This window comes from Proteus sp. G2674 (genome assembly GCF_009915195.1).
GTDB lineage: Bacteria > Pseudomonadota > Gammaproteobacteria > Enterobacterales > Enterobacteriaceae > Proteus > Proteus mirabilis.
The window spans coordinates 168,647-186,959 of sequence record NZ_JAABLS010000012.1 but is presented as its reverse complement, the minus strand read 5'-3'; the positions used below and the strand labels follow the sequence as shown (position 1 = coordinate 186,959).

The window sequence follows — 18,313 nt, the reverse complement described above, 5'->3', positions numbered from 1 at the left end:
CGTGAGCTATCAAAATTATGTCAGTAGAAAAGAGGGAAACGAACTCGGTGCGGGTTATGTTGCTAAAGTTCGAGAAAAATTCCCATCAGCTATTCTTGATGAAGAGCGACAAACCGCTGATCAATTGATGATAACAGTTAAAACGGGATCACTGCCTGAAGTGGTGGAGTATCTATATTACGGTTTAGGAGGCTGGTTACCTGTTTTATTTGGTAACGATGAACGTAGTTTAAATGGTGATTATGCCGTCTATTACGCCTTATCGATGGAAGAGGGTGAAAAGTGCTGGATAGTCGTTAAAGCACACGTTAGTCCTATTACACTTGAATTTCCTTCAGTTACCCCGCGAGTTCCTGCAGCAGTATGGGGAGAGCGTGAAATTCGTGATATGTATGGTCTTATTCCTGTGGGATTACCGGATGAGCGTCGTTTAGTGCTTCCAGATGATTGGCCTGAAGATATGTATCCGTTACGTAAAGATGCTATGGATTATCGCCAACGTCCAACGCCAACCACAGAAACAGAAACTTATCCGTTTGTGAACGAAGGCAAACAAGATGCGCGTGTCGTTCCTATCGGCCCTATGCATATTACGTCTGATGAACCGGGACATTTCCGTTTATTTGTTGACGGTGAAAATATTGTTGATGCTGACTATCGCATGTTCTATGTACATCGTGGTATGGAAAAATTGGCAGAAACCCGTATGGGCTATAATGAAGTGACTTTCCTATCAGACCGTGTCTGTGGGATTTGTGGCTTTACACATAGCGTGGCATATACCACTTCTGTTGAAAATGCGTTAGGGATTGAAGTGCCTCGTCGTGCTCATACTATCCGTTCTATTTTATTAGAAGTTGAACGTCTACATAGTCATTTATTAAATATCGGTTTAGCAAGTCACTTTACCGGATTTGATACCGGTTTCATGCAATTCTTCCGTATTCGTGAAAAATCCATGCAGATTGCTGAAATGCTGACGGGAGCACGTAAAACCTACGGCTTAAACTTAATTGGTGGTATTCGTCGCGATATTTTAAAAGATCAACGTATTAAAACTATCCAATTAGTCAGAGAAATGCGCAAAGAAGTCACTGAATTAGTCGACATCTTACTTTCTGCGCCAAATATGGAACAGCGTACCGTTGGGGTCGGGATTTTAGATAAGAAAGTCGCGCGTGATTTCAGTCCGGTAGGCCCGATGATCAGAGCCAGTGGTTTTAAACGTGATGTACGCTTTGATCACCCATTTGCAGATTATGGCAACTTACCATTAACCCTATTTAGTTATGAAGGTGGGGATGTTTTCTCACGTGTGATGGTGCGTATTAAGGAAGTGCTTGATTCTATGGCAATGATTGAATATGCCTTAGATAATCTGCCAGAAGGACCGTTATTAACTGAAGGCTTTACCTACCAACCTTATAAATTTGCACTTGGTTTTACCGAAGCTCCACGAGGTGAAGATATTCACTGGAGTATGTTGGGTGATAATCAAAAATTATTCCGTTGGCGTTGTCGTGCGGCCACTTACGCTAACTGGCCAGTACTACGTTATATGTTACAAGGAAATACGGTTTCTGACGCACCATTAATTATCGGTAGCCTCGATCCTTGTTACTCCTGTACTGACAGGGTAACGCTTGTCGATGTGAAAAAACGTAAATCGAAAACAGTTTCTTATAAAGAAATTGAACGTTATAGCATCGAACGTAAAAATTCGCCGCTCAAGTGAGGGACTGAACGATGTTAAAATTGTTTAAAACCATTATCAAAACAGGCGATGCAACAACAAAATATCCTTTTAAACCATTAGAACTCCCTGATGGTTTTAGAGGAAAACCTGAGTACTCACCTGAGCAATGTATTGTTTGTGGGGCTTGTACTTCTGCATGTCCTGCGAATGCACTGACCATGGAAACCAACCTCGAAACGGGTGAACGTCACTGGCAGTTATTTATTGGTCGTTGTATTTATTGCGGCCGTTGTGAAGAAGTCTGCCCAACTCGGGCAATTGTATTATCAGATATGTTTGAAACGGCAGTCACACAAAAATCAGATCTTTATATTAAAGGTACATTTAAATTATTAAGCTGCCGTGAGTGTCATCAACCCTTTACACCTAGAAAATCTGTTGATTACGCTATGGCACTGCTGGTGCAATCGGGTTGGGATGCACAAACTGTTGAGGCAATGCGTCCACAATTTGAAACTTGCCCTGAGTGTAAACGTAAACATAACCTACTCTCTGATGGTCAAGAAAATATTAGTATGGGCAATGTCGGGAGTGTGAAAAAATGAGTCTACCAGAAATTCCCATCAATCATCATGTCAGCCAACCTATCACATTAAGTGATCAGGTGAAAAAGCTGAAAAAAACGTTATTGAAAGATATTCAACGTTCCGCGTATGTTTATCGTGTTGACTGTGGTGGTTGTAATGGTTGTGAGATTGAAATTTTCTCTGCAATTACACCTGTTTTTGATGCCGAGCGATTTGGTATCAAGGTGGTTGCTTCACCTCGCCATGCTGATATTTTGTTATTTACTGGTGCCGTAACACGCCAAATGCGTGTACCGGCATTACGTGCTTATGAATCAGCACCAGATCCCAAAATTTGTATCTCTTATGGGGCTTGTGGTTGTGGTGGTGGGATATTCCACGATCTCTATTGTGTATGGGGTGGGAGTGAAACCATCGTTCCTATTGATGTGTGGATCCCTGGTTGTCCTCCGACACCTGCAGCAACTATTTATGGTTTTGCTGTGGCATTAGGATTATTAGATCAAAAACTAAAAGGTCAAAATCACACTGAAGTGGATAATGAGCAAGCGTCACTGTTACTGCCGTCGATCCCTCTTGATACTCGCGTAATGATAGAGCGTGAAGCTCGTCGTCTTGCTGGTTATTATCAAGGGCGACAAATTAGTGATCATTTCCTCACTTTACTTGATGGTGCCACAGTACAAGAAGTCAGTGGGCGTGTTGATGAATGGTTACGCCAAGCGAATGATCCTCGTTTAGCAGAAATTGTAAAACGACTGGTGCATTCATTAAACCAAGGAGGCGTTCATGTCTGATGACGCTAAAGTTTACTTTTGGTCATTAAGACAAAAGTTTGTTGATAGCGATGATGATATACCTGAGCAGGCGCAACAAGTGATGTACTACTCGCTGGCGATTGGTCATCACGTCGGCATGATTGACTGCTTAAAAACGGAGTTGGTTTGTCCTTTAGAAAAATATCAAGCATGGATTGATTTATTACCTGAGGGGGAAGCAAAACGAAAAATGCAAGGATTGCTAACTTTCGGTGAGATCAATATCAATTCTGAACATACTCACATGTTAGCTTTAGCTTTCGACCCTATTGCCAAAAGTGATGATCTACTTTTTAGTGAGTGGAGCCAAACGCTGATTAATTTATTAGGTGAAATTGTTATAGAGCCAGCGATTTATTTGATAGTAAAGAGAAAACCATGAGTGAAACAATGACAGCACCTAAGGTCGTATTAACGGTAGGAAATAGCATGATGGGGGATGATGGAGCCGGTCCTCTGTTAGCGGATTTAATGGAAGCAAACCCGATTGATGGTTGGATGGTTATCAATGGGGGAAGTGCGCCAGAGAATGTTTCTTATCAAATAAGAGCATTACAACCGCAATGTGTTGTCATTGTTGATGTGGCTGATATTGGTTTAAAACCTGGTGAAATAAGGGTAATAGATCCTGATTATATTGCAGAAATGTTTATTATGAGCACCCATAACATGCCGTTAAACTTTCTGATAGATCAATTAAAGGACGATATCCCCGATATTACTTTCTTGGGGATCCAGCCCGATCTGGTGGGATTCTATTACCCAATGACCGAAGCGGTAAGAAACGCTGTTGATAAAGTTTATCAAGGCATTAAGTCTTGGCGAGTTGATTACTTTCCTGAACTTGAAGTCTGTGATGAAGATGATATCGAAGAATAGAAAAATTAAAGTATAAAAAACATAAAGTATAAATAAGTATCCATAAGTAAAAAAACATCCGTTTTGCGGATGTTTTATATTAATGAGTGATATAAGTGTCATAATCGCCAAAAAAGACAGTTTTGTAACTTATATCACTCATTGGTAAACAGTCATCTTGAGCCTATCTTTTTTAAAAAACGCACATCCTTAACCCTTTCTTCATCAGTATCAAGACAAAATTACTTATACTTAGCCTAACTAGTGGATTTTAGAGGCCTAATTGGCTCAAAAAGCGCACTTTTTGATTAATGTTAAGTGTAACATAGCAAGATTAGCTTCATATTAAGCTAACTATCTTTGCTACCCTTAATGCCCTTAAGCAAAAATGTTCACGACAAAATATTTCTGTCTTATTAAAAAAATAAAAGGTTCGGTATGTCCTCTTCTTTTCCTCAATTAAGTATTGTGGTGGCGGTTTTTAATGGTGAAAAATTTTTACCACAGTTTTTTAATTGTTTACATGCACAACAACTGGAAAACTGGGAACTTATTTTAGTTGATGATGGCTCTACTGATAACTCTCGTCAGATCTTAGATAAATGGGAAAAACACTTTCCCAATGTCACTATTTTAACACAAGAAAACCAAGGTGTTTCCGTTGCACGGAATACAGGATTTGCTGTTGCAAAGGGGGAATACGTTGCTTTTCCTGATATTGATGATGTGATAGATAAACGCATGTATCCCCGATTACTTGAAATTGCCCAAGCCGATAATTTGGATGTGGCAACCTGTAATGGGAATTATGTTTATGATGATAAAAACCGACCAACACGCCCTATCTTTCCTTCAACGCGTTTAACAACCACAGAGGTATTAACTGGGCCTCAATGGCTTGAACGTGCTCTTGAATCGAAAAAGTTCTTACATGTTACATGGCTAAATATTTATCGACGTCAGTTTTTATTGGAGCATGGTTATTACTTTGAGCCGGGTTTGCATCACCAAGATATTCCTTGGACGACAGAAGTGTTATTAACGGCGAAACGGGTAAAATATATCGATGAGCGTTATTACGACTATTTTATTCATTCTGGCTCAGTGTCGCATACGACACCTGATGATCGTATTCATGTAAGAACAATTTATAACTATATGAAAATACTTGAGATGCTGGATGCTATTAATCAGCGCCATGCTGAGATAGCAAAAACGATCAATGCTTGTTATTGGCAAATAGCCAAAGAAGGTTTAGGTATTATTCATTCTATTGATGCGATTAGTTCACCAGAAACCAAAAAACAGATAGTTAAGGTATTTTTTGAGCGGGGAATTTGGGCATTAATTTGGAAAAATGCGAAAGATTTTAGATTAAAATGGCGTTTAGGCCGGCGTTATTTTCGACTGAAAAAAATATTAGCAGAATAAATATAAATGGGTGCAATAATTTGCACCCTTTATTTTTTCATTAATATACTTATCATAAAATTAGGTTATTTCGTAAAAATAGCAATTTATTTTGTTATATGCTCACTATTAAGAATGAGCATAACCTATATAACTGATTTATTAGAAAAAAACTGTGCTCTATTTAAAATTTTGTCATATTGAATGCTATTGCTTGATGAAAGTTTATGTAAAATCAATAAAATGTTGGATATTATTCGAGTAATTCAAGAAAAGCTTTTATGATGCCAAGCAATTAATCCTTTTGTCTGCATCAATGTGCAGAACATCATAATAACAACAGTTAACTTATTTCTTTTCTGCCTCTTTCAAACAGATTGAGACTGATGATAAGTCGTATCTAAAAAATCGGAGAATATTTATGTCTATTCGGTTTAGTTGGCGAAAATCGTTTATTGCTTTATCCTGCTTAGCCGCACTTAGTGTTCCTGTTACTACTTCAGCACAAACCTTAAAATTAGCCATTGGTGAAGAGCCGACAGAAGGTTTTGATCCCATGTTAGGGTGGAGCCATGGTAGCTACTTACTGCTACACAGCCCATTATTAAAGCAAAATGCGGATCTGACTTGGCATAGCAATATGCTCAGTGATTATCAGCCTAGTGCAGAGGGCACAACATGGAAGCTGACGTTAAAACCAGATTTGAAATTTTCTGATGGTTCCCCTTTAACCGCAAAAGATGTTGCCTTTACCTATAACAATGCCGCGGCAAGTGGCGGTAAAGTGGATATGGGAAACTTTCTTTCTGCAACGGCAGATGATGATTTACATGTCACTATTACTTTAAAAGCGCCTCAAAGTACTTTTGTTAATGTATTAGGCTCGCTAGGCATTGTTTCGGCTGATAAATATGATGAAAAAACCTATGCACAAAAGCCGATTGGTGCCGGTCCTTATCGTATGGTCAGTTTTCAACCCGGTCAGCAACTCATCGTTGAGGCAAACCCTTATTATGCGGGTAAGAAAAATGATTTCGAAAAGCTTATCTTTGTTTTTCTTGATGAAGATGCTGCTTTTGCTGCCGCTCAAAGTGGACAACTAGGGGTTGTTCGTATTCCTCCTGCCACCGCAGCCATTGCTAAAAATTTGCCTAATGTAAAATTGTGGGAAAGAGCCAGTGTTGAAAATCGTGGTATTGTCTTTCCTATGGTGAAATCAGGTGAGAAAAATGCACAAGGGTATGATATCGGTAATGATATCACTGCAGATATCGCCATCCGTAAAGCGATTAACTATGCCCTTAACCGCCAATTACTGGCAGAGCAAGTATTAGATGGATATGCAGTTCCTGCTTATACCGGCGTAAAAGGATTACCTTGGGATCAAACCGAGGCCGCATTTAAAGACGGTGATATTGAAAAAGCTAAACAAATTCTTGATGATGCGGGTTGGAAACTCAATAAAAATGGCATTCGAGAAAAAGACGGTCTAGAAGCGAAATTAACACTCTGGTACACCAGTGGTGACGCAACTCGTCGCGATTTAGCCGAATCAATTCGTGCGTTAGTGCAACCTCTTGGCATTCAAATGGATCTTAAGTCAGGAAGTTGGGATACCGTAGAGCGTTATATGCACTCAAACCCGACTTTGTTTGGTTGGGGAAGTCTTGATCCGATGGAGCTCTATCATCACTATAGTATGAATGCCGCAGGTGTGGGTTACTATAATCCTGGGTATTATAAAAATCCTGCCGTTGAAAAACATTTACAAGCAGCATTAGATGCACCGACATGGCAACAAGCGGTTCCACATTGGCAAGCGGTAGAGTGGGATGGTAAAAATGGCGTCGGTATTAAAGGTGATGCTGCTTGGGCTTGGTTAATGAATATTCAGCATACTTACTTAACCGATCCTTGTGTTGATTTAGGCACTGGCGCTCCGGAAATTCACGGTTCATGGTCATTATTAAATAGCGTAGATACTTGGAAGTGGACTTGTCAGTAATACGTCAAACAGTAGGATTTTTCCTGCGATTATTATGCCTGCTGCTGGTAACAACAGCAGGTGTTTTTATTTTATTAAGTTTTTCGCCGATTGATCCGATTAAGGCCTATATCGGTAGTGATTTGCTAAACGTTCCGCCTGAGCAGTATCCGCTGATAGCGGCTCGTTGGGGAATGGATCAGCCACTATGGATGCGTTTTTGGCTCTGGTTTAGCCAGATAATCCAAGGTGATTTTGGTTATTCCATGCTCTATAACATGCCGGTTATTGATGTTATTCGCCAACGGGCAGGGCCTTCGTTTATCCTGCTTTTTTCTGCATGGCTATTTTCAGGTGTAATAGGAGTGTTAATGGGATTAGTGGCAGGACGATATCTTAATCGTTGGCCTGATAGGATCATCTCAACCCTCTCTTATTTGCTGGCCTCATTACCGACTTTTTGGGTTGGATTGCTGTTGTTATCGCTGTTTTCGGTAACGTTACACTGGGCACCTATTTGCTGTGCATGGCCGATGGGCAGTAGTGCTGAAGCAGCCACATTGGGCCAACGTTTTTCGCATCTTATTTTACCTATGATAGCGTTAGGATTATTAGGTACAGGTAATATCGCACTGCATACTCGCGCAAAAGTTGCTGAAGTGATGGGCAGTGAATTTATTCATTTTGCTAAAGCCCAAGGTGATAAAGGTTGGGCTATGATGCTTTTTCATGTTCTACGTCATGCCATTACTCCCGCACTTTGCTTACAGTTTGCATCAATTGGTGAATTGTTAGGTGGTTCATTATTGGCGGAGAAGGTTTTTGCTTATCCGGGATTAGGGCAAGCGACAGTAGATGCCGGATTGCGTGGGGATATCCCCCTATTAATGGGGATTGTTGTATTTAGCACAATTCTCATTTTCTTTGGAAACAGTATCTCTAACTACTTGTTACGACGAATTAATAAAGGAATTTTGCGCGACTTATGATTTACGATCCCAATAAGCCTTTATTTAGACTGCTATTTGTCTCAATCGTATTAGTGGGACTGGTTATTTATGGCTTATCTGTTTCTCATACTGATATTGTGATGGATTTTTTAGCTAGAAACCAAGCGCCATCTACTCAGTACTGGTTTGGCACGGATAATTTAGGCCGTTCACTGTGGTTACGCTGTTTTCAAGGTATGTTAAGTAGCTTAAATATCGGTGTCACTAGTGCCGTTGTCAGTGGTGCGATTGCTTTGATATTTGCTGGGATCTCCTCCATTAATCGCCATTGTGATTTATTGGTCAGAGGGGTGGTTGATGCCTTGTTAGCATTACCTCATTTACTGTTGTTGATCTTGATCTGTTTTACTTTAGGTGGGGGACAGCAAGGTGTTATCTGGGCTGTTGCATTAACCCATTGGCCCAAATTAGCCCTAATTCTACGTGGTGAAATTCAACGTATTCGTGAAGCAGATTATGTGATGCTATCTCGCCGTATTGGCAATACACCTTTTGAGTGTGTGAAAAAACACTATATCCCAATGTTATTACCGCAATGGATTGTAGGAACGTTGCTTATGTTTCCACATGCGGTATTACATAGTGCTGCGTTGAGCTTTTTAGGTTTTGGACAAGCAGCGCATGAGCCTTCTCTTGGATTGCTATTAGCGGATGCCTTACGTTATTTAAGCACCGGTGCTTGGTGGATGGTGTTTTTTCCCGGATTAATTTTAATGTGCTTGGTATTGATATTTGATCAATTTGCTAAAGCCATGCAGCAACTATGGTTAAGAGGGGCAGGATGTTAAGTTTTGAACAGCTTTCCATTGATATTGCGCAGTTTCGTTGGTTAGGAAAGCGCACTTGGCAGCCTTTATTAAAATCTATTTCTCTTGATATTAAACCTGGCAAAATGCTGGCTTTAGTGGGGGGCAGCGGTGAAGGTAAAAGTTTACTCCTGCAAAGTGCATTGGGACTATTACCTGCTAATATGCGAACCCGAGGCACAATTAAACTTAATGGGCATCCGTTAACCGAGCGAGAGCTTATTGCTTATCGTGGTAATACTTTTTGCTATATTCCTCAAGGTGTAACAGCGCTTAATCCGTTAATTAGCATTGGTGAACAACTGGGTCGTTCAGCGCGGTTAAGTGGTGCTGATATCACCTATGAAGATATTAAACACCAATTTGGTTTATATCACCTCTCTAGCTCGTTAGTGAAAACTTACCCCGCAAAATTATCGGGGGGAATGGCTAAGCGAGTACTCGCCTGCAATGCAACATTATCTAATGCACAATATATATTGGCTGATGAGATAACATCATGGCTTGATGATGAACACGCTTGTTTATTGCTAGAGCATTTAAAAGAGTTATGTCACCAAGGTAAATCAGTCCTATGGGTCACCCATGATTTAGCTTTGGCGGCTCGCTATGCCGATACCATTGCTGTGTTGAGGCAAGGGGAGCTAAATGAGATAGTCGCTGCTAAAGCGCTTTATCATCATGGTGGGAGTGAGTGGCTAAAAACATTGTGGAATGCACTGCCTGAACAGCAGTTTTTAGATCGACAAGAGGGTGCTTGCAACCCATACCCATATTGAGTAGTGATAGATTATCTTTTTTATGCTCTTTTCTCTTCTAACACTCTATTTTTGAGGTTATTTTTATGCCACTTTTAGCGCTACAACAACTCTCTGTGCAACAAGCCGGTAAGATGTTATGGCATGATCTCTCTTTTTCATTAGAGGCGGGAGAGCGCTTAGGTATTTCTGCGCCAAGTGGTAGAGGAAAAACAACGTTAGGTCGCGTATTAGCACAATGGCAAATGCCGACTAGTGGGCAAATTCTTTTTAATCAGCAACCTCTGCCTAAGAAAGGTTATTGTCCCATTCAATTGGTTCCGCAACATCCTGATAAATGTTTTAATCCATTTAGAACAACCGGAGAGAGTGTACGTGATGCATGGGAGCCTGATAGCCTGTGTCTTGAAAAATTGATGATAGAGCCAGAGTGGTTAACCCGTAGGCCTAATGAGTTATCAGGAGGAGAATTGGCACGTATTGCATTACTACGAGCACTTGATCCTCGAACACAATTATTAATTGCTGATGAAGTGACTGCACAATTAGATGCACAGATCCAAGCCAAAATTTGGCAAGTATTAATCGATGAAAGTCAAAAACGTCCTTTAAGTTTAATTATCTTTAGCCACAATAAAGCCTTACTAGAAAAAGTATCTACCAGAATATGGTGGGTAGATAAGGAAAAAATATGTTGATAGTAAAAAGGATACTAGAGCGATTTTAATAAAAAAAAGCTTCCTGTATTTTGAAATATAGGAAGCAAATTATTACTACTAATTATAATAATAATAAGGAATTAAAAACGATATGTATAACCAATACCCATATGAATATCTTGATGACGATAAGGGGTCATTTGCCAATTTGTTGTCGTATTAACAGATGACTGTTTATCTAGTTGGTAAGTTAGCCCTACACTAGCAAATGGACGCTGTGCTAACTGTTTTTTGTTGTCGTTATAGTTAATTTTTTGCTGACCTAGATAATCAATATCACTTTGGAAGTCACCTTGGTGATGTGATAAATGCCATAATAAACCCGCTTTGCTATCCAGTTTGAGTTTGGTATTGACCGTATACTCTATTCCTAATCCTATTTTTGCAAGCAATGAATGTGCATTAAGTTCTTGGTAATGGACTGCAAGTTTAGCCCCCTGTGTTTCGCTATAAGCAGAGCGTGATGTTTGATTAAAAGTAAGTCCTGCAAAAGGCGTTACAGTGATAAGGTTATTGAGTGTGTAAGGATAATACCCTTGAAAATCAATATAATAACCGGAGATCCTTGCTTGGCCTTTACCCGCTTCGATATTATCTAATATTGGTCTTTTAATCGTGACTTTGCGGTTTACATATGCCCCTTTTAATGAAAGATGTAATGCATTGCCATTCGAGGTTGGGTTTAGTGACGGGATTAAATCAACGCTAAAACCAATTAACGGTAAAGGGTATCCTTGATATTCATAGCCTGTTGGTAAAGAAGAGTAGCTATCGCTATCAATAGCAAGACCAACCACTAATGGTGTTTGATTGATATCAAAACGATAAGCTCCACTAATGCCCGTTTGTATAGCGTTGGCTTTATCAATATTTTGATAGTGTGTGAAGCCACTAAGACATGCTTTTTCAGTACCGACAGAACAGGTGGCGGAAGCGATATAGCGCAATTGCCCTTGTTGCATATCGATAAGTTTATAGCTGTTTTCAGCCATTAATTGCATGGATTTATAACTGTTTTCTACATCGATTGGTTTGCTGATAGCTGTCGATGATTTTGCTGTTTCTTTCTCTTTTACCTTTTCTTTAGCCTGTTGTACTTGTTCATCTTCTACAGGGGGAAGTTCTTTATCAGCTTGCAGTCTGGCTAGGCGCTCTTGCTCCGCTTTTTCTTGCTCCGTTTTTTCTTGCTCAGCTTGCAGTTTGGCTAGGCGCTCTTGCTCTGCTTTTTCTTGCTCAGCTTGCAGTTTGGCTAGGCGCTCTTGCTCCGCTTTTTCTTGTTCCGCTTTTTCTTGCTCAGCTTGCAGTTTGGCTAGGCGCTCTTGCTCCGCTTTTTCTTGTTCCGCTTTTTCTTGCTCAGCTTGCAGTTTGGCTAGGCGCTCTTGCTCCGCTTTTTCTTGTTCCGCTTTTTCTTGCTCAGCTTGCAGTTTGGCTAGGCGCTCTTGTTCTGCTTTTTCTTGTTCCGCTTTTTCTTGCTCAGCTTGCAGTTTGGCTAAGCGCTCTTGTTCTGCTTTTTCTTGTTCCGCTTTTTCTTGCTCAGCTTGCTTATCTTTTTCATCTGCAATTTCTTGTTGTTCAGTATTGAAATAGTTATCATCGATTTCATCATTTCTCCAAATAACTTGACGCCAGTTATTACGTTCATTAGTGGCTACACCATAAATGATTCTTCCATCATCTGAGATGGCATGTGCTTCTGAATCTTTTCCCCCGTCAAGTGTTCCTAAGTCATACATATGATTATTGAAATAAATAAAACCATGACGATGAAACATGATAAAGGCATTAGGACCAGTGCCTGTTAGATCTTTTGGAATGGTATTTAAGTTATACTCATCAGTTTCAGACCACCCTACAACATATTTACCATCAGCAGTAATATCAAGTGCTCTGGCATTTCTAAATCTTGCTTCTTCTCCTTTTTTAGAAAGATTACCAATATTGATGAGCTTATCATTAGAGAAGTCATAGAGTAGTGCTTGACTAAAAATTGCTGAAGAAGTTTTTGTTCTAGTAGGTAACCTAATTGCATAATTATGATGCCAAACATCTCCCCAGCCAACACTATAGTTCCCATCTGCTGAGGTATCTGCAAGTTTTGTCGATCCAAATTCAGAGAGACTAAGTTCTCGTATAGGGCCTGATGCTGTTGTGATAAAGGCAACTTTAGGATATTCTCTATCCAGTAATTTCTTTTTAGGCAAATCTCGGTTTAGCTGACCAATAAAGACTTTACCATTATCACTGATTTTTTGAATATCAACACCTCTTCTTTTTATTCCCTTTAAGAAAGGATATTCAGTAATTGGTGAAAGTAAAATTTCTTTTTCTGGATGATTAGCTAAATACTTATTAACGTTATCGAATGTTAATTCGAAGTCTTCTTTTTTATAGATATCATAAATATATAGCTTCTTTCTCTCATCACCTTTGTATTCATATAAAATAAAATTACCATCTTTCGTTAAATATCTAATCTCCATGTTTCTATTTAAAATAGAAAATGTATTGTTATATACGTTATAGGCAAATACATAACATCCATTGTATGTACCACAACCGATAGTATCTTCAAAAATACTATTCTTTTTAACCATCTGCTCTAATCTGGCTCTAGCACCTGCAAAGGCATACCCAACAACAGTTTTACTATTTTTTGAAATATGGGAAAGGTAAAGAAGATCTAATTGCGGATCATTTTCTTTATTTATTTTTTTTATGGTTTTTCCGCCATCTATACTAATAAATAATTCATTTGGTAAGAGTTCTTCTGAGAAATAAACGGTTTCTCTAACATTATAATTAGGTATCTTTTTTTGAATATTACGTTCACCTTCATCAGCTATACGATTATATAATGAAAGTGTATCATCACTTATTGTTGCATATATGTAAGTGCTTCCAAACGGCGTCATTAACTGTTGGTTGTAACTATGCTTATCTAAGACACGGCCGTGGAGATGTTTAATGTATTCATATCTATTATGATTGAATTCATAATATTGACTTGCATTATTTGCAATGCTAAAAGGGTTATAAATTGAGTCTCCCATATCATTTATATTATAATTGCTGTAGCAATTAATAGGCCATATATAGAGAGGACACAATATATATAATATTGATTTATTTTTCATTTTCATTTTATATACCAAAAATAAGATTTTAACTGGAGGTTAACCTCTGTATTAATTAAAGTCAATTGGATAAAATGAAATGAATTTAATATATAATAATGAGTAAGGAATTATTATTATGTATATATATTTGGTGTTTTAATTAAATTTACTTTTCTAAGTATTAATTCATTTTGTAGATTTATGATTTGTTCTTTATTTGCGGAACGCCAATTCTTCGCTTCACCATATACGCCATGCTGATGAAACGCATTAATACGAATTGTAATTGATTCACCAAGTGAATTAATAAAATGAGAAAGCGGTTCTATATTCTCTAAATAATCAGTCTTTTCTGGAATATATAAAAGACGTATTTCTGTAAGTAAATTATGCTCACTTAACCATTTGATTGATTTTTTAATACGTTGATTACTACGTCCGGTTAAATAAATATGTGTTTCTTCACTCCAACTTTTTAAATCAATCATCGCTCCATCCATAAAGGGGGCGATTTTTTGCCAACCATTAAGTGAAAGAGTGCCATTACTGTCAATTAAACAGGTAAGATGTCGAAGATCAGGGGCTGCTTTGATTGCTTTAAAATAATCAATTAAAAATGGAAGTTGTAACGTAGATTCCCCGCCACTTACGGTTACCCCATTGATAAAAGCGGCATATTTACGCGTAATTGCAATTAGTTCATCAACCGTATAGGTCAATGTCATAGGGCTTGATTGGCGAGGACATTGCTGAATACAAGTGTCGCATTGCTCACAGCTGTCAGCGTTCCAATTTATTACACCGTTTTGTAATGAAAGCGCTTGCTGTGGGCAAGTGGCAATGCAATCCCCGCAGTTATCACAAATCCCCATAGTGTAGGGATTGTGACAGTTCTTACAGCGTAAATTACATCCTTGTAGGAAGATGGCGAGGCGATTGCCTGGGCCATCAACACAAGAAAAAGGCAGTATTTTATTTATCGAAGCGCATCTGCTGTTCATGGCTAATCACTCGTGGTTTTCGTTCAGCAATATGGCAATTGGTTGTTGCTTCATCTCCTAACCAAGTTGTATTTAGGCGAGAGCCTTCTTCTTTATATTTTTTTAAATCAGATAACCGCACCATATACCCAGTGACACGGACTAAATCATTGCCACCCACATTAGCGGTAAACTCACGTAATCCGCAAGAAAATGCCCCTAAGCATAGTTGCATTAAAGCGTCAGGATTTTGTTTGATAGTTTCATCCACGGTTAAAATATCACTAATACCTGAAGTATAAAATTGATGGTGGGGGGCAACGGTCATTAAATGAGTAACAGGATCAGGCTCTGTTCCATAAGGAATACGGGTAGCCGGTGTAGTACCAATATCAGAACTTATGCCTGATTGAGCATGTAACATGGCACGCTGTTTCCAACCATATTTTACAGGAGTCTGTGCAACAAATTGGGCTAGTTTTTCACTAATAATATAGCTAAGTTTATTGGCCGCTTCGCTATGACCATAGTTTGCTGTATGACCTTCTTTTTCAAGTAATAGAGAAACTGCTTCTGCCATACCATAAATGCCAAACATCGGGGCAAAACGATCTGGAGAGATCAAACCTTCTTCTACTAAAAAGCTTTGTTGAAAAAAGTGTGATTTTTCATAGAGGAATTCGCAACGAGCATTGATGATCTCGATTTGTTTTTGCATATAAAACGGCAATACATTCTCTAGAAAGTCGTCACTATTTTGGCTACGCTTTGCTACTTCTTTGAGATTGATACGAACTAAAGTGCTACCGCCACCACTTTGCGGTAGAGAGTTATAACAACTAACAATACCGTATTCATCTTTACCAAATATAGCATCTTGCAATGTACCGTTAGCAATATGGGGTTTACTACTATGACAAATATTGGTGATTGCTTGGTGCAATAAATCAGAAGGTGTTAGTGCCGCGTCATAAATAAAGGTGAGATTCGGGGCTACTTGTTGAAGTTCAACATCTACCTTAAGAATTAAACGTGTAATGATAGAGTCTTCAGGGCCAATATTAGCATGCATAAAGGCATCAGGAAGGGTTCTATCAAGATAGCGCCAGAAACGCTTTAATTTTGGATAGAGTTGCTCTTGCGTCAAATTCCCCACATAAGGTAGTAAGATTTTATCAATACGACCTAAATAAACCGGCATTGAAGTGACAGAAGGAACATGATGATAAAGGATAGTCAGCATATTTAGCGCATCATCAAAATCTTGGGCAGGTTCAAGCTCTAAATAGCGCGAGCCTTGTGCTAAGAATTTCGCGTAATCAGGTAATACATAACGTGGTTTATAAGGGGCATGACCTTCATACATATCGCAGATAACCCGTTCATTTAGCGCAAGGCTCGCCTCGTTAGATAACGTCGGGTATGGCAACATATTTTCCGCTTCTAATGCTAGAAAATGACGTTTTTGTTCGGGAGAAAGGGTTGGATTTTCTACGATTTGTTGACAACGTTGGATAACAGATTGTTCAGTCATAACCACCTCAGCAACTCAAGAGCAAAAGAAAGATGTAAGATTTATTTATCGCATTAGGTTAATAAATTGACTGAGATTTACTGTGATTTTAAACAAAGCCCATTCAAAGTTTAAGGGAATAGCACGAAAATACGTATAAATTAGATATATCTAAAATAATTTGACCTATTTTAGATAGAAATAAAGAAATGAAGGTGAGTACTAATGACTCACCTTTATGTTAATTTGTGGCAGTGTTATTTAACTTCAGATCTATTTTCTGTTTCTTCTTGCTGATCACTTTTTTGTTCATCATCTTCTTTTTCATGACGAGTGGGTAAACTTGCGGTTAATAAATAGGGCGATTGCTGCCAATGCACTGGTGTTAATTGCAATAAGCTGTGGGACAGTAAAAAACCAATCGCCAGAGCAACCAATAGCATCACACGCAATAAATTGGTGGTGTTATCGACTTGGCCAGATTCTGTGACAAGTTGGTGTGTATCTAACGTCAATCTTAGAAAACCCTTTGGCTGATCTTGACCAGGGATAGGCACCACCAGCTGATGATTAAAAGAACCGCCACTTTTTTGTCCTTCTAAGGCCAATCGCTCTTTTACCGTCACATTTTCACCACTATGCGCTATTTGTGTGCCATCTTGCCAATAAAGACTTGCATCCAGTACCCGACTATCGTGAGTTAGATGATTTAAATTAGCTATAATGTGTGGATTTACGTTATCTTTGCTACTGTCATCCATATAATTGGATAATGAGAAGGCAACTTGTTCTGCCAGTGTTTTGGCAAGCTCTTCAAACTGGGTGATACGGGCGTGCTGATTTGCACGGCTAAAATAAGAGGCGCCTTGCATCAAAAAAGCCAATAATGCGATACAAATCAGGATAATCGCGGTTTTTTGTAGTTTGAATTTTAGTTTATCTTTAAGCATATTCAACCTTTTGCGTAAGCAAGTATGTGCATGTTGCCAGATGAATCACAGATAGAATAGGCTGAATAACAATTATTTTGTTCAGACAGGGGAAAACAGGAGAATAAGTATGTCAAATAGTCTGACCTATTGCTATTTACCGGATGAGATCCGTAAATGGCCAGGTCTACCGCTATCACTCAGTGGTGAAGAAGTGATGCCACTGGATTATCGTGCAGGCGATAGCGGATGGTTACTTTATGGACGAGAACTTGATAAAAAAAGAATAAGTGAGTTCCAGCATAAATTAGGTGTGGCTATTGTGGTGGTTTCTTCATGGCGTATTGATGATTACCAAGTGGTACGTATTGCGGGAAGTTTAACCCGTCGTATTCGTCGGTTATCTGATGAATGTGGTTTAGATGTTGTACCCTTTGGGCAGATCCCACGTTTACGCTCTCCGGGACTTTTAGTGATGGATATGGATTCCACGGCTATTCAAATTGAGTGTATAGATGAAATCGCTAAACTGGCCGGTGTCGGTGATAAAGTGGCCGAGATAACGGAGCAAGCGATGCAAGGTGAAATGGATTTTAGTGAAAGCCTAAAATTGCGTGTTGCACAATTAGCGGGAGCTGATGCGAATATTTTACAAAAAGTAATGGATAATTTACCTCTGATGCCCGGGTTAACAAGTTTAGTGCGTAAGCTTCAGGCAATGGATTGGCAAATTGCGATTGCATCAGGGGGATTTACTTATTTTGCTGATAACCTAAAACAGCGATTACGTTTAGTTGCAGCGGTTGCTAATCAGCTAGAAATTAAAGATGGTAAATTAACGGGCAAAGTCAAAGGCCCTATTGTTGATGCTAAATATAAAGCGCAAGTGCTTACACGCTTAGCTAAAGATTTAGATATACCGCTGGAACAAACCATTGCGATAGGTGATGGCGCAAACGATCTTAAAATGCTTAGAAAGGCGGGTTTAGGTATTGCCTACCATGCCAAACCTAAAGTATATGCACAAGCCAAAGTAGCTATTCGTCATGCTGATTTAATGGGTGTGATGTGTATTTTAAGTGCAGGATTAAAGCACGAAGAACGATAAGTTTTCAGTCAAGAAAATAAC

At 39.0% G+C, this 18,313-nt stretch carries 16 protein-coding genes; 12 read left to right on the top strand and 4 right to left on the bottom strand.

Translation table 11 applies throughout. The features are described from left to right. Position 1: 1 nt before the first annotated feature. From GWI58_RS04465 to GWI58_RS04415, 11 genes are all read left to right on the top strand, one after another. Positions 2-1,735 carry an NADH-quinone oxidoreductase subunit C gene (locus GWI58_RS04465; RefSeq protein ID WP_161768937.1) on the top strand — a complete coding sequence of 578 codons (1,734 nt, stop codon included), beginning with the start codon at positions 2-4 and terminating at the stop codon, positions 1,733-1,735. Between the two features lie 11 nt (positions 1,736-1,746). Beyond that, positions 1,747-2,301: a hydrogenase 4 subunit H gene (gene hyfH / locus GWI58_RS04460; RefSeq protein ID WP_004245688.1), complete on the top strand. Its 555-nt coding sequence runs from the start codon at positions 1,747-1,749 to the stop codon at positions 2,299-2,301. Further along, positions 2,298-3,080, top strand: a complete 783-nt coding sequence (locus GWI58_RS04455; RefSeq protein WP_004245686.1) for an NADH-quinone oxidoreductase subunit B family protein — start codon at positions 2,298-2,300, stop codon at positions 3,078-3,080. Before hyfH ends, GWI58_RS04455 begins: the two co-directional genes overlap by 4 nt. Then, a complete protein-coding gene (locus tag GWI58_RS04450; protein ID WP_161768936.1) occupies positions 3,073-3,483 on the top strand; it encodes a formate hydrogenlyase maturation HycH family protein in 411 nt (136 codons plus the stop codon). The genes GWI58_RS04455 and GWI58_RS04450 overlap by 8 nt, the downstream gene beginning before the upstream one ends. Beyond that, positions 3,480-3,980: a hydrogenase maturation peptidase HycI gene (gene hycI / locus GWI58_RS04445; protein ID WP_087726345.1), complete on the top strand. Its 501-nt coding sequence runs from the start codon at positions 3,480-3,482 to the stop codon at positions 3,978-3,980. Before GWI58_RS04450 ends, hycI begins: the two co-directional genes overlap by 4 nt. 417 nt (positions 3,981-4,397) lie before the next feature. Further along, positions 4,398-5,390 carry a glycosyltransferase gene (locus GWI58_RS04440; protein WP_012368418.1) on the top strand — a complete coding sequence of 331 codons (993 nt, stop codon included), beginning with the start codon at positions 4,398-4,400 and terminating at the stop codon, positions 5,388-5,390. 400 nt (positions 5,391-5,790) lie between these two features. Further along, entirely contained in the window at positions 5,791-7,374 is a 1,584-nt protein-coding gene (locus tag GWI58_RS04435; RefSeq protein ID WP_161768935.1) for an ABC transporter substrate-binding protein, read from the top strand. Further along, complete coding sequence (locus GWI58_RS04430) at positions 7,359-8,342, top strand: ABC transporter permease (protein WP_004245681.1); 984 nt, start codon at positions 7,359-7,361, stop codon at positions 8,340-8,342. Before GWI58_RS04435 ends, GWI58_RS04430 begins: the two co-directional genes overlap by 16 nt. Beyond that, the gene (locus GWI58_RS04425) at positions 8,339-9,151 is read left to right on the top strand and encodes an ABC transporter permease (RefSeq protein ID WP_004245680.1); all 813 of its coding nucleotides are present in this window, start codon (positions 8,339-8,341) and stop codon (positions 9,149-9,151) included. The genes GWI58_RS04430 and GWI58_RS04425 overlap by 4 nt, the downstream gene beginning before the upstream one ends. Further along, entirely contained in the window at positions 9,145-9,948 is an 804-nt protein-coding gene (locus tag GWI58_RS04420; protein ID WP_060555705.1) for an ATP-binding cassette domain-containing protein, read from the top strand. Before GWI58_RS04425 ends, GWI58_RS04420 begins: the two co-directional genes overlap by 7 nt. Before the next feature lie 65 nt (positions 9,949-10,013). Further along, a complete protein-coding gene (locus GWI58_RS04415) occupies positions 10,014-10,625 on the top strand; it encodes an ATP-binding cassette domain-containing protein (protein WP_161768934.1) in 612 nt (203 codons plus the stop codon). 101 nt (positions 10,626-10,726) lie between these two features. Here the strand turns inward: GWI58_RS04415 and GWI58_RS17815 are convergent, their stop codons facing one another. The 4 genes from GWI58_RS17815 to GWI58_RS04395 form a co-directional block, all read right to left on the bottom strand. Further along, positions 10,727-13,696 (bottom strand): autotransporter domain-containing protein, encoded by a 2,970-nt coding sequence (locus tag GWI58_RS17815; RefSeq protein WP_237611666.1) that lies wholly within the window; start codon positions 13,694-13,696, stop codon positions 10,727-10,729. A gap of 200 nt (positions 13,697-13,896) precedes the next feature. Continuing rightward, on the bottom strand, positions 13,897-14,763 hold the full coding sequence (locus GWI58_RS04405; RefSeq protein WP_161768933.1) for a YjjW family glycine radical enzyme activase: 867 nt from the start codon (positions 14,761-14,763) through the stop codon (positions 13,897-13,899). Further along, the gene (locus tag GWI58_RS04400; RefSeq protein WP_161768932.1) at positions 14,735-16,276 is read right to left on the bottom strand and encodes a YjjI family glycine radical enzyme; all 1,542 of its coding nucleotides are present in this window, start codon (positions 16,274-16,276) and stop codon (positions 14,735-14,737) included. Before GWI58_RS04400 ends, GWI58_RS04405 begins: the two co-directional genes overlap by 29 nt. Before the next feature lie 236 nt (positions 16,277-16,512). Continuing rightward, a complete protein-coding gene (locus GWI58_RS04395; RefSeq protein WP_004245669.1) occupies positions 16,513-17,205 on the bottom strand; it encodes a YtjB family periplasmic protein in 693 nt (230 codons plus the stop codon). A 109-nt stretch (positions 17,206-17,314) separates the two neighbouring features. Between GWI58_RS04395 and serB the strand changes: the two genes are divergently transcribed. Further along, a complete protein-coding gene (serB, locus tag GWI58_RS04390) occupies positions 17,315-18,292 on the top strand; it encodes a phosphoserine phosphatase (protein ID WP_004245668.1) in 978 nt (325 codons plus the stop codon). The last annotated feature ends 21 nt before the right edge of the window (positions 18,293-18,313 follow it).